The organism is Seminibacterium arietis (assembly GCF_042675725.1).
Lineage (GTDB): Bacteria > Pseudomonadota > Gammaproteobacteria > Enterobacterales > Pasteurellaceae > Seminibacterium > Seminibacterium arietis.
Window position 1 is genome coordinate 257,407 of the sequence record NZ_JBHTJN010000008.1, and the last position, 12,818, is coordinate 270,224.

17 protein-coding genes are annotated in these 12,818 nt (G+C 42.3%); all 17 read left to right on the forward strand.

Annotated features, from left to right (window positions below):
* Positions 1-3: 3 nt before the first annotated feature.
* Positions 4-822 carry a phage terminase small subunit gene (gene gpM / locus ACFQ02_RS03845; RefSeq protein WP_380819540.1) on the forward strand — a complete coding sequence of 273 codons (819 nt, stop codon included), beginning with the start codon at positions 4-6 and terminating at the stop codon, positions 820-822.
* Positions 815-1,273, forward strand: a complete 459-nt coding sequence (locus tag ACFQ02_RS03850; RefSeq protein WP_380819543.1) for a head completion/stabilization protein — start codon at positions 815-817, stop codon at positions 1,271-1,273. Before gpM ends, ACFQ02_RS03850 begins: the two co-directional genes overlap by 8 nt.
* The gene (locus ACFQ02_RS03855) at positions 1,261-1,755 is read left to right on the forward strand and encodes a phage tail protein (protein ID WP_380819545.1); all 495 of its coding nucleotides are present in this window, start codon (positions 1,261-1,263) and stop codon (positions 1,753-1,755) included. Before ACFQ02_RS03850 ends, ACFQ02_RS03855 begins: the two co-directional genes overlap by 13 nt.
* On the forward strand, positions 1,739-2,530 hold the full coding sequence (locus ACFQ02_RS03860; protein ID WP_380819547.1) for a phage virion morphogenesis protein: 792 nt from the start codon (positions 1,739-1,741) through the stop codon (positions 2,528-2,530). The genes ACFQ02_RS03855 and ACFQ02_RS03860 overlap by 17 nt, the downstream gene beginning before the upstream one ends.
* 39 nt (positions 2,531-2,569) lie before the next feature.
* A complete protein-coding gene (locus tag ACFQ02_RS03865; protein ID WP_380819549.1) occupies positions 2,570-3,703 on the forward strand; it encodes a DUF2586 domain-containing protein in 1,134 nt (377 codons plus the stop codon).
* 12 nt (positions 3,704-3,715) lie between these two features.
* On the forward strand, positions 3,716-4,165 hold the full coding sequence (locus ACFQ02_RS03870) for a phage protein (RefSeq protein ID WP_380819551.1): 450 nt from the start codon (positions 3,716-3,718) through the stop codon (positions 4,163-4,165).
* A 68-nt stretch (positions 4,166-4,233) separates the two neighbouring features.
* Complete coding sequence (locus ACFQ02_RS03875; RefSeq protein WP_380819553.1) at positions 4,234-4,473, forward strand: phage holin; 240 nt, start codon at positions 4,234-4,236, stop codon at positions 4,471-4,473.
* Positions 4,436-4,957 carry a lysozyme gene (locus ACFQ02_RS03880; RefSeq protein WP_380819555.1) on the forward strand — a complete coding sequence of 174 codons (522 nt, stop codon included), beginning with the start codon at positions 4,436-4,438 and terminating at the stop codon, positions 4,955-4,957. The genes ACFQ02_RS03875 and ACFQ02_RS03880 overlap by 38 nt, the downstream gene beginning before the upstream one ends.
* The gene (locus ACFQ02_RS03885) at positions 4,942-5,274 is read left to right on the forward strand and encodes a hypothetical protein (RefSeq protein ID WP_380819557.1); all 333 of its coding nucleotides are present in this window, start codon (positions 4,942-4,944) and stop codon (positions 5,272-5,274) included. The genes ACFQ02_RS03880 and ACFQ02_RS03885 overlap by 16 nt, the downstream gene beginning before the upstream one ends.
* Entirely contained in the window at positions 5,207-5,476 is a 270-nt protein-coding gene (gene lysC, locus ACFQ02_RS03890; protein ID WP_380819559.1) for an Rz1-like lysis system protein LysC, read from the forward strand. Before ACFQ02_RS03885 ends, lysC begins: the two co-directional genes overlap by 68 nt.
* Positions 5,466-5,789: a putative phage tail assembly chaperone gene (locus ACFQ02_RS03895; RefSeq protein ID WP_380819561.1), complete on the forward strand. Its 324-nt coding sequence runs from the start codon at positions 5,466-5,468 to the stop codon at positions 5,787-5,789. The genes lysC and ACFQ02_RS03895 overlap by 11 nt, the downstream gene beginning before the upstream one ends.
* Before the next feature lie 8 nt (positions 5,790-5,797).
* The gene (locus tag ACFQ02_RS03900; RefSeq protein ID WP_380819563.1) at positions 5,798-5,974 is read left to right on the forward strand and encodes a DUF6890 family protein; all 177 of its coding nucleotides are present in this window, start codon (positions 5,798-5,800) and stop codon (positions 5,972-5,974) included.
* Positions 5,975-5,984: 10 nt separating this feature from the next.
* A complete protein-coding gene (locus tag ACFQ02_RS03905) occupies positions 5,985-8,087 on the forward strand; it encodes a phage tail tape measure protein (RefSeq protein ID WP_380819565.1) in 2,103 nt (700 codons plus the stop codon).
* 3 nt (positions 8,088-8,090) lie between these two features.
* The gene (locus tag ACFQ02_RS03910) at positions 8,091-8,423 is read left to right on the forward strand and encodes a DUF2590 family protein (protein WP_380819567.1); all 333 of its coding nucleotides are present in this window, start codon (positions 8,091-8,093) and stop codon (positions 8,421-8,423) included.
* Positions 8,420-9,583, forward strand: coding sequence for a baseplate J/gp47 family protein (locus ACFQ02_RS03915; protein ID WP_380819569.1), 1,164 nt, complete (start codon positions 8,420-8,422; stop codon positions 9,581-9,583). The genes ACFQ02_RS03910 and ACFQ02_RS03915 overlap by 4 nt, the downstream gene beginning before the upstream one ends.
* Positions 9,583-10,107: a phage tail protein gene (locus tag ACFQ02_RS03920; RefSeq protein ID WP_380819594.1), complete on the forward strand. Its 525-nt coding sequence runs from the start codon at positions 9,583-9,585 to the stop codon at positions 10,105-10,107. Before ACFQ02_RS03915 ends, ACFQ02_RS03920 begins: the two co-directional genes overlap by 1 nt.
* A gap of 43 nt (positions 10,108-10,150) precedes the next feature.
* Positions 10,151-12,818: phage tail-collar fiber domain-containing protein (locus ACFQ02_RS03925; RefSeq protein WP_380819571.1), on the forward strand; the 2,668-nt coding region annotated here is incomplete at its 3' end.

The window sequence follows — 12,818 nt, forward strand, 5'->3', positions numbered from 1 at the left end:
AACATGGGCATGCGTGATTTTCAAGCAAAAGTGAAAGCACTAGAAGAAATTAATAGCAATGACACAACCACAACAGCAAGTGCGGTTCAAAAACACTCAAATGATTATAAATTACTTCAAGTTGCATTAGAAACTGATGTCAACAAAATTCACGCATTGCCCACGCTTGACCAAAAAATAGAACAGAAACGCCGTTATTTTTTGCCGAAGTGGTTGCCGTATGTGGAACAATATTTTGAACAAGGCGAAACATATCAGAACGATATATTGGGCTATTGTATCGTGTATTTATTTGACGTGGGCGAACTGGGGCGAGCGATTGAGCTTGCACAAAAAGCCGAAGCACAAGGGCAACGCCTGCCAGAAAAATTTAAATCAACCTTAGCGAATTTTGTCGCCGATACCGTATTGAAATGGACGGAACAGCAACACCGCCAACAACAACCGCAAGAACCTTATTTTAGTCAGGTCTTCCGCTTGATTTTTAGCCGTTGGACGGTTCACGACATTGTTAAATCAAAATGGTTAAAAATGGGCGGTTGCCTGTTAATCGCTGACAAAAACGGACAGCCAAACGCAGCGAAAATTGACGACGCCGAACGGTTAAACATAGCAAGGCTATTATTTCTCAAGGCGTTTACTTTGAATGAAAAAATAGGGGTGAAAAATTTAATTAATCGCTGCGAAATGCGATTAAACGTCCTCGTCCTCACACCCTCACAGAATGGCAACGACACCGCAGATAACACTCTAAATAGAGAAAATGTTATTGAACGTGCGTTGACCATTCTGACCCAAGCACAAGGGGGCAGACATGTTTAACGGCAGAAGCGAAGAATACAGCGAAAAAATATTAAAAAATAACGGCTTTTGGGCGGATATTCCGATTAAAGAATTTCAGTTACAACGAGCAATACCGCTACAAATACCGCAAGAAATGATTGAAGCTGCATTAATTGAAAGTATGTTAGGCGTCAGCCTTGAGTTAATCACCGTGGCGGAAAATTACCGCTTAAAAGGCGTGCAACACGTGAGCGAAATACCGAGCATTTTAACCCAAGGACTTCAACAAAATTATCAAACGATTTTGTATAAAAAAGCGGTCTACGCACGAGCAAAAGCAATCTTGATACCTGAATTTGCCACCTTGTCCGCAAGGGAAATCCACGAAAAACGAGAATACATCGAAGAACAAAAAAGCCTAGAAGCGGAAGCCGTACAAGCCATTAGGCTACTAAAAGGCAAAAAAAGAGGCAGTGTATGTTTAATTTAAGAAAATACCTGTATCAACGCTTAACCGCCTTTATCGCCGAGCAATTGCCAAGCCGATATAAAAATAATCTGTATTCATGGATAGAAGACGGCGAAATAATCGACGAGGGGCAGCAGCTTACCGAACAAGGCGAGGTGCTAGCCTTTTTAAAATATAACGCCGTCATTTGGCTGGAACAATTTCCATTTAAACAAATTGATCCAGCAGTGATAAAGGTGAATTTATTGCACTGGCTCAAACAAAATGACCCCTACCGCTACAGGGTAGAAAGTGCGGTTAATTTTGATATAGAAATGCTAGATGACAACACCGCCGATTTAGTGTTTAACGTGCAATGTTTTGAACCTATGGAAGCGGTAGAAGATGAAAACGGCAACATCTACGCCAACGGCAAAAAATACCGCCTAGATTATATCAATATCTACACCGCAGAAGAAATAGCAACCGAGATAAGCATAGATACCAGTGAACATTCGATTTAATCAACAAAATTTACACGAGCTACGAAAATTATTAAAAAGCCTTGCGATACCACCGCAAAACAGACGAGAAATAATGAAATACACCGTCTACAAAATTAAGGCGGATAGCTCTAAAAACGTCACCGCCCAACAAACGCCAAGCGGTGAAAACTGGACGCCACGCAAACGCCAACGCAAAGGCAAACGCAAAAATAAAATGCTGAAAAAGGCAGCTAAATATTTAAATACGAAGATAGAAGACAACGGATCAAAAGGCTTAATTCAATATAAAAAACCGCAAACCGCGTTAATTTTTGAGCAACACCAAGAGGGGGCAATGTTAAGCACCGCAAAACAAGCGGAAGTAGCAAAAAAGGGCAAAGAAAAAGAACAGCAAGAAGAACACGACCCTAACGGACCGCCAACCCAACGACAAATAGATGCCTTGCTTGAATTAGGCTTCAAACGGATAAAACGAGATAAACCAAGCAATACAAGCATAATAGAACGCAACCGAAGCCGACGACGTAGAAAAATAACACGGCATACAGGAAGACGAAACCAATTAAGAAACGGCAGTTATATTCAAGCTACATCAAGCTGGCTACAAAAAAACATGACATGGGGACAAGCTGGAGCAGTGATCCGAGAAATGCGATATAGATTAAGAAAACATCGCATGAACGCCTTTAAATTACCAGCACGCCCATTTTTAAACACAGATGAGCGATATATTGCAAACACATTAGAACAACAAATTATCACTAATTTTAAGAAACACGGCATAGATATATAAACTTAATTAACTCAATCAAACAAACAAAGGAAGAAACATATGTTCCCAACTGTCCAAATTAATTCGCTAAATATGCAAGCAGGCGAAACAAAAGAAATAGAACGTTGTGGGCTTTTCGTGGGTGTCATCACCGCAAAAGAAAACCAAAACAAACTACTTTCAATTACGCCAGATAGTGACCTCGACAAACTATTAGGCAGTCAAGAAAGCGAGTTAAAAAAACAACTGAAAACCGCCATGTTAAACGCTGGGCAAAATTGGCTCGCTTATGCACTCCCAACCGCCGAAGAGGGTTACGATTTTAAAAAAAGCGTATTGTATGCCAATGAAATTGCCTCGTTTGAATTTGTGGTTAACACCGTCACCAAAGACCTAGACAAACAAAAAATTAACGACTTACAAAGCCTATATGCGGAATTATTGGCAAAATATGGGCGACGTACCTTTTTTATTCAAGCCGTCAACGGCATTAATAGCGACCGTGAACGCGGTGAAGACTGGGCAACCTATATTGCCACTTTAACCGAATTACAAAAAACCGTTGTCGCTGATCACGTTATGTTAACGCCGTTACTTTTTGGCAATGAAGCAGGCGTGATTGCAGGTCGGTTATCTAACAAAGCGGTGACCGTTGCCGACAGCCCAGCACGTGTCAAGACAGGTGCCGTATTGAATTTAGGCAAAGCGGAAAAACCAACCGATAAAAACGGCATAGTATTAGATATTTCACACCTAAAAAGCCTTGAGACCGCTCGTTATTCGGTGCCGATGTGGTACCCAGATTATGACGGCTATTACTGGTCAGATGGACGCATGCTAGATGCCGAGGGCGGAGATTTTCAAACCGTGGAGAATGTGCGAGTAGTGGACAAAGTCGCACGCCGTGTCCGCTTGTTAGCGATCGCCAAAATCGCCGACCGCTCTTTTAATTCGACGCTATCCAGTACTGAATATCACAAAAACTACTTTGCGAAACCATTAAGAGAAATGGCGAAAAGTGCAGAGATCGGCGGCATTGTTTTCCCGGGCGAATGTATGCCACCAACGGAAGACAGCATTGCGATCCAATGGCAAAGCAAAACAAAAGTAATGGTATATATCAAAGTCCGTCCCTATGACTGCCCTAAAGATATTACCGTTAATATTTTCTTAGATTTAGAAACATTAGGATAAGGAGCTGAAAAAATGGCAGAAGTAATAAGCGGAATGGCGTTTGATTTTTATTTGGGTGGCGTACCTGTTCACGCCGATAGCATTAATTTGAATATCACTGATAACACCGCAGTAGCAAAAACACGCGGCATTCCTGACGGCTATGTCGCAGGCGAAGTAGAAGCCGAGGGCGAAATCGAACTTGATAGTAAAAACTTCTCAAAGTTGGTTAATCTTGCCAGAGCCGTCGGTAGTTTTAGGGGCTTGCCAGAGGTTGATTTCGTTTTTTTCGCTCAACGTGGCGGAGTACGTGACAAGGTGGAAACCTTTGGCAATAAGTTAATTTTAACGGACGTATTAAACATCGATCCGAAAGGCGGAGCAAAAAGCACAAAGAAAATTAAATATCTGGTGACCTCGCCTGATTTTGTCAAAATTAACGGCGTGCCATATCTCTCCGCGGATGATATTAGAGACCTTTAAAAAGCAATGCTACCGCCTGTTAAAAAAAAGGGCGGTGGCATTCCCTAACGTTAAGGAGAATGAAAAGCATGTTTAAAAGTACGGATAGTCTAGCCTATACAGGATCGGCAACTGCTGGGATCATCTGTGGCTTAACGTGGGGCGATATAGGGGCAATTTTTGGGATTTTATTTGGAGCCTTAACGGTGGCAATTAATATCTATTACAAACGCAAAGCCGACCGCCGAGCAGAAAGACTATTAAACGCAAGATTGAAATTTAAAAGATACGATGAAGAAACCGACACTACTATTGACAACAGCCTGTAGCGTACTTGCCATTATTGGCATAGTGCTGAACAACCCAGACGGCATCCGCACAAGTCAACAAGGCTTAGCACTGATTGGCGACGCAGAAGGCTGCCGACGTGATCCCTATTACTGCCCTGCTAATGTATTAACCGTAGGCATTGGAAGCAGTGCGATTAATTCCAAAATAGACATCAAGAAAAAACTCACTGATGAAGAAATTGCCGAACGTTGGAAAGCCGATTTAAAAATCGCCGAGCAATGTGTAAATAAATACGCCAACGGCGAAAAGCTACCGCAAGGAGCCTTTGAATCAGCGGTATCAATTACCTTTAATGTGGGGTGCGGAAAAATGCGATACAGCACGCTCTTCAAATACGCCAGACAAGGCAATATTAAAGCCATGTGCAACCAGTTTACACGCTGGATATATATCGGCAACAAACCGTCAAACGGATTAAAACAACGACGAGAAAAGGAAAGACAACTATGCTTACACAGCTAATAGGAGCCATGCTCAATGTAAAAACGCTCATTTTTGCCATTATTGCTTTTTTAGTTTGTAGAAATGCTTATTTATATTTTTATAACGAACGGCAGGCGGAAGAATTGCAGCAATTAAGACAGGAAACGCAACTTGCAATTAACCGCTTAGATCACTTTGTTGAACAGCAACAACAGTTAAACAAAGCGATAGAACAGCTAGAACAATACAAACACGAGCAACAGCAACAAACCGAACACACGCTAAATGATGAAAAAAATAAAAATTGGAGTGATCAGCCTGTGCCTAGTGGCGTTGTTGAATTGCTCACAAAATAACCGCACTTTATACCGCCTAAATTGCGTACAGGTGCCACGCTGCGAACCGCCACGATTAACCATTAAAACAAATGGCGACCTCGTGCGGAGTATCCAGCAACAAAAACAAATTATTAAATTATGTGAACTCGCTCAACGCAGTTTACAACAATGTATCAATGACTTTAATAACACCATAGAGGGAAAAAAAAATGACAACTGAAAACCAACAAAACAACGCACAAGCATTACTTGAAAAATTACGCAATCAAAACCGCCAAACCGCCACCGTTATCATTGATGACAGTTTTGAGTTAATTTTTCACCGTGATGACGCGGCATTTGAATTACTACAAAATGAAATCACTGAAAATAATAAAATCGTACCAGTGAAAGATTATTTAATGGCGATTGTCGAACCAAGCCAACGCGACATTTTAACCGAGATTTTGAAAAGCCAATTGTTATACGCTCAAATCGTAGAAGTGGTCAATAATGCCTTTATTCCAAAAATCAAGGTAGAGTTAAAAAACTAACCGAGCGGGTGGAAAAAATCGAACAGAACGGACTTTCACAGGCGTACGCCTTGAAAGCGTTCTATCTTCCAACCGCAGAAGAAAATGAAGCAAATTTAGCAAAAGCCCTATGGCTACACAAAACATTTTTTGAAAGCCTTGCCAATGCAGTGGCAAGCGGTATCGCAAAAGCCTTTAAAGGCTAAGGATTAACACATGGCTCACGGTTTAGAACTTATCATATCAATGACCGACAGGATCACAGGACCATTAAAGCAGGTGACTAAAAGCCTTGACCGCTTAGGCGAACGAGGCAAACACGCCATGACCCAGATCGGAATCGGTGTCGCTGGTATTGTGGGAGCAGGTTACGCCCTGAAAAGTGCGGTTGAACCTGCTCTTGAATTTAACCGAGCCATGAGCGAGATCAAAGCCGTCGGCATAGGCGACAGCGGACTGAAAAAAATAGAACAATTTGCCTTAGATTTCTCTTCTAGTTACGGATTAGCCTCCGTTGAAGTGGTCAATTCAACAAACGAAATTGCCAGAGCAATCGACGGCTTGACCGACAATGAATTAATCTCATTTTCTAAAAGTGCCAACTTGCTGGCTAAATCCACAGGCTCAAACGTGCAAGAAATGGGATCTTATTTATCGCAAATGTACGGCATATTCCAACGCCAAGCGGACAAAATGGGGCGGTCTAAATGGGTTGAAGCGGTCGCAGGTCAGGCAGCAGTGACTGCCAATATGTACAAATCAAGCGGAAAAAGTTTGATGATGGCGTACACCAATCTAGGCAGCATGGGGGAAGCTGCGGGCATTTCAGTAGCGGAACAATTGGCAGTAATAGGCACATTACAAGGAGCATTCGCCGACGGACAAGCGGGGACAAAATACGCCGCATTTTTGCGAGGTGTAACCAAAGCCCAACAAAAACTAGGACTTGAATTTTTAGATAGTCAAAACCGCATGAAACCAATCACCGAAATATTACAGGTGATTAAAAACCGTTACGGCGATTTAACCGACGAACTAGACAAAGCAGAGTTAGCGAAAGCATTCGGCACTGAAGAAGCGATCCAAGTAATCAACTTCTTAATGGCAAAAACCGACAAACTAAAAGGCGACATCAGTAAAATAGACGAGGTCAAAGGCTTATCCGACGCAATGGCAGTGGCAAAAATCACTACCGACAGTTGGGCAAGATTAGGGCAAATCATAACCAATTTAAAAACAACGATAGGCACAACCATCTTAAACGCCTTAGAGCCAATTAGCTCAAAAATTGCCGACATCGGACAACGCCTAGTCAATTATTTCAACCGCTACAAAAACATTGCGAAATTAATCGGCGGTGTTTTTGCCGTATTAATTGGCGGCGGTGGACTGGTTGCCGTGGCGACCGCCTTAACTGGCATTATTGGATTGATTGGCGTAGTAGGCGGATTATTCACCGCCCTTGCTCTGCCTGTGTTAATCGTCTGTGCAAAAATCGCCTTAATTGGCGTGGCGGTGTATGGCTTATGGAAAATATTTAAACCGTTTTTTATCGGCGTTGTTGACGGCTTTAGCAACGCATTTAACGCCATGCAACCACTAAAACAAAGTTTTCTCAGCATTTGGCAATCACTGAAAACCATAGCAAGCACGCTATTTAACATCATAGGCTTGTGCGACACCTCCAACAGCCAATTAAACAGCATGGCAACCGTCGGCGAATTCGTCGGCGAAGTGTTGGGCGGTATGCTCAATTTTATTGCCGAACTGATCGGCGGAGTGGCTACCAGCCTTGAACGTGCCACCGCCTTTTTAGTGGATATGTTCGACACAATCACCACAGGTTGGAACGACACCGCCAACGCCTTTAAAAATAAAAGCGTGCTAGACGGCTTAATTGAAATGGCAAAAACGATCCGCAACGTATTTTTAAAAATATTTGAACACATCACTAACGGCGTAATAGAAGTGGTGAATTTCATCATCAGACAGTTGAACAAATTACCGGGCGTTGAACTCCCTGTAATACCAAAATGGCAAAACGTCAACCACCTAAACGCCGTTAATCTTGCAAAAATGAACAGCGGAGCGGTAGCCGTCGGCGGTACAATTACTAATCAATTAGAGGGAGCGTCAATCCCATTACCGCAAGCTGTGCAACCGAAATTTGAAAAAGTCAACAAAGGCACCGCGGAGAAAATACTCAACAATAGCAACATCAACAATAGTATTAATATTCATCAATTGAAAATAGAAACCAACAACGCGGAAGACTTGCTGCAACAAATCAAAGACCGCCAACAAATACAGGCAGGCTAAACCATGAAACAGGCTAAATATTTTGATTTACTGGTGACAAACGAAGATATAACACTAGATAGCGGAAACCAACCGCAGTTATGCAATAACCGCCTTTCAATTGCACAAGACATCAAACACGCCATTTTAGAAAGCGGATTATTGAAAAATTTAATCGCGGAACGCTCACGCATATTAAGAGCGGACATAATTTTACAAATTATTCTAGTAGTAGAAGATGATCCGCGACTAATACCGGGAACGGTACACATCAAAGAAGAAAGCAAAAACCGCCTTTTATTAACCGCTGAAACATACGAATTTGGCAAAATTGACCCCACAGAGTTAAGACTATGAACGATTTTAGAAAAATGCTTGAACAAAGCGATTTAATCATCGAAGAACAACAAATTAAACAACAATTTGAACGGCTCACCGCTGAACAAAATTTAATTACAAATAACTCAAAAATGTCGCCGTTTTGGCGATTAATCACCGCGATTGCGGTCAAGCCTGTGAAATGGCTCACCGACATGTTAATCGACGAAGTATTGCCCAACCTCTTTGTAAAAACCGCCAAAGGAAAATGGCTGCAGTTGCAAGCGTGGCAAGTGGGCTTAGATTTCAAACCAGCGACAAAAGCCCAAGGCGTGATCAAGTTCACCAAAGAAAGCGACTTAAACGCCGTCACCATTAAAAAAGGCGCAGTTATTCAAACTGAACGAATTAATGAAATTATTTATAAATTAATAGTCACCGAAGAAACCGAAATTAAAAAAGGTGAATTATCCGCTGAAGTGCCAGTGATCGCCGAACAAGCAGGCAGCGACTACAACCTCGCAAGCGGATATTACAAAATATTACCTGAACCAATCACAGGCGTTAAAGCCGTTGAAAACAGTGAAAACTGGCTCACTACACCGGGTGCAGACCGTGAAACCGATGACGAATTAAGATTACGTTACCGTGTCCAATTTGCCAGCGTAGGACAACATCATATTGACAACGTCTACCGAGGCATGATTGCAGCAGTGGCAGGGCTTTCAGTCGACAGAATATTCTTTAAACACGACGCCCCCAGAGGACCGGGAACCGCTAACGCCTATTTATTACTTGATACTGGCGTGACCTCACAGCCATTTATTGACAAAGTCAACCAACACATACAAAACGGCAACCACGGTCACGGCGATGATCTCATTTGTTACGCCATACCAGAAACAAAACACCGCTTAAGCTGTCATGTATTTTTCAATCCACAAAGCGGAGTAAGTGCAGTGGAAAAACGCGACATTTTGCAAAAAGTAGAAAATATGATCCGCTGTGCATTCCGTGAAAATAATGATTTCAATGTCACCAAAACCTACCCATTTAGCCGTTTTTCGTTCTCTAAATTAGGCGAAGAAATTCACGACCGCCACAACGAAATCGGCTCGCTAATCTGGGGACAAACCGACATCACAAACGGCTTAGACATTCCAAGAATAGAAGCCCTAACCGTCGAGGAACAAGCATGATTAACATCAAGTTGCCCTTTTGGCTCAATAATGGCGAAGTGAAAAAAATCGCCGAGTTGTTCGCTAAATGGTGGCAGTGGGTCGCCATGCGGATTAACTACCCTTTTAGCATTTTAGACGTTGACAGCTGCAATGAAAAAGTATTGAACTATATCGCCTACCAACGCGATATAGAACGCTTTAACGGCGAACCGCTAGAGCTATACCGAAAACGAGTTAAGTACGCCTTTTTAAATGCAAAAGACGCGGGATCAACCGCTGGCTTTATTCGCATATTTGAACGGCTAGAGATTGGCTATGTAGAAATCGTCGAACGTTTTGATAAAGTTAATTGGGATGTCATCCGCATTCACGTCAGCGACAGCCAACTCGCTAAAAATAATGAATTAATGCACCTAATCATCAGACAATATGGGCGAACCTGTAGAAGGTATCAATTTGAAGTATTCACCAATCAACCGTTTTTTATTCATCACGGTGAATTTAGTCATGATTATCAGTGCTACCCAATTAAAATTAATTAGCTGTAAAGAAACGTAAACAAACCACAACCAAACAGGAAAGAAAATGGCAAGTTTAATCACACCACAATTTGAACAAGACATCGCACAAGCCACCGCCAACGGCTCAAAAATCGTTATTGACGGCTTTATCTTTGCATTCATTGAAGGACTAAATGACAACAACCTCCGCGACCATTTAACAATCCCACAAGAAACACAAATCAAACACCGCCAAGACGTCTCACAAGCTGGCGTCATTAACCGCAATGCGGTTGTTTATTCGGTAACAATGGGAACAGAAATAGGCGACTTTGATTTTAATTTCATTGGCTTAATCAACAAACAACAGAACAAACTGATTGCTGCTATTTACACCGACACAATCAAAAAAATCAAAAATAAAAAAGACATTCAAGGCAACAGCCTCACACGTTCAATTTTGCTTGAATTTAAAGGAGCGGAAAAGCTCACCCAAATTCAAATCAACGCCAACACATGGCAAATAGATTTCACCGCAAGACTACACGGACTCGACGAAAAAAACCGCCTCACCAATCTTGAAATCTATGGCAACGCCGCATTTTTTGCCGACGGCTTTAAACTAAGCCGAAAAGAACAACAAAACCGCACTTTTTTAGCTGCTCAAGGTGTTGCCTATATTGGCGGATTACGAGCCGAATTAGCCGAACCGCTAGAAGTCATCGGACAACAAGGACACATTGCAGTATTAGACGTACATGAACAATTAACCGTCACAGGCAGTTATCAAACGCAAGCACAAGTTAACGTGATTGAACAAGCTGAATTTAAATCGCACTATCAAGACGATCACGGCATTACGCACTATTGTGCAAAAATTGCATTATTCAGAATTGAAAGAGACTTTGACCGCAGAAAATTATTTGCCACCGACCTCCGCACCGCTGGCAAATTAAACCCCCTTGATTTAACCGCAGACACCACAAGCCAAGCAACCGAAAACGGACACGCCCACCGCCTACCACAAGGCGACCACAACACAAAAGGCATAGTCCAAACCACAGATGATTTGAATTCTGAGAGTGAACAGCTTGCGTTATCCGCCAAAGGAGCAAAAAAATTAAAGCAACTCATTGATGAAAAAAGAATTGAAACCTCAGAAGCGGTGAATAGCGACAGTACAACCACCGTGGCAAATTCAAAAGCTGTCAAAAAAGCCTATGACAAAGCGGAATCTGCTCACAACGAAGCAGCCAAAAAACTACCGCTAACAGGTGGCACATTAACAGGCAAATTAATCATCAATCACAGAGAAGATGAAAAACTCACCGCCAAACTCACCAACGGCGAAAAATTAACCCTAAATGTCAAAAACCAAGACCACGAAAACGCCTTAAGTTTTCACCGCACTTCAAGCCGTGGCAACAAGGCGATTAATTTTCCAATGAGTGTCGAAGATGAAAATGTTGCTTATCAAGAGTGGACCAATCAACAAATCAATAAAAAAGGTGTTCCCCTCGGCTCTATTGTGGCATTCCCAACACAGGTGAGAAGCCCACAAGGCTTTTTGCTGTGCGACGGCTCAACCTTTGAGCAAGACACCTACCCAGATTTATACCGCACTTTAGGCAATAGCAACAAACTCCCAGACCTCACAAAAAGAGATGTCGGCATGCTCGCTTATTTTCCATTCGACCAAATCCCAGAGGGCTGGCTCCCTTGTAACGGCGACGGCATTACCAAAGCCGACCACCCAGAACTATTTGACCGCCTCAAAGAAAAATACGGTACCTACCAAAGCGGCAACACCGAATACGCACGCCTACCCAACCCAGAAGACAGATTTATCCGCAACGCTGCCAACGGCTTAACCGTGGGACAAAAACAAGCAGGAACCTTAACAGGATTTGACAGCATAGGCGGAAATCATACTGCGTTCGGAGCGTATATCAAAGAAATTAAAGGCACATTAAAAGACACTGCAGATCAAGTGGGCGGTGATTTAGTTAAAAATACCGAAGACTATAACGCTGGTATAGCGTGGGCAGATTGGGGCGGAGAAGAACAAGATTTGAGAAAATGCAACAAAATACCAGATAATAGATCTCATTTTTTAGGCGTAATGCGACCGCACTCAATCGCCTTTAAATTATGTATCAAAGTAAAAAGCAATTTTGACCAAATCCGCTTTTTTATCAAAGCCTATGGAGCAGTCACCAATATCGGCAATTTAAACGCAGGGAACTTAGCAAGCGAAATACACGAAATGAGACATTCATACGTAAGCAACGCTAGACTTAAAAAAGTGAAGAAAAAAATATTACGCATTAGCAAAGGCATTCAAGGCGAAACCATATGGCGAGGCAAAACAAGCGATCCAGTAGTGTGCAAAACAAAAAATCAAGGCGGTGTGATTTACGTTTTATTTAATATTAAAAGCAAGGAAACAAGAACCAAGGGTTACGGCATTCACGAGGACCGCTGGCTATCTTTCCCACTCCTTTATGCAAACGGCACCGTAATAGGCGACACCGACACAGGGGGCGACGCTGGAGATTATAACTACAATACTGTAATGGGCATTCGAACTAAAAACGTCGTAACCGAGTACGGAGTACGGACAGGTGAAACCGAAATCACTATCACCCCATTAATAGATAAAGATATAGGCAGTTGGAAAGACAGTTGGCGAGATAGAACCGCTGTAATCAAAGAAGTAATTGCCTTAGGCGGTGAAGAATTTAACCAAGAAC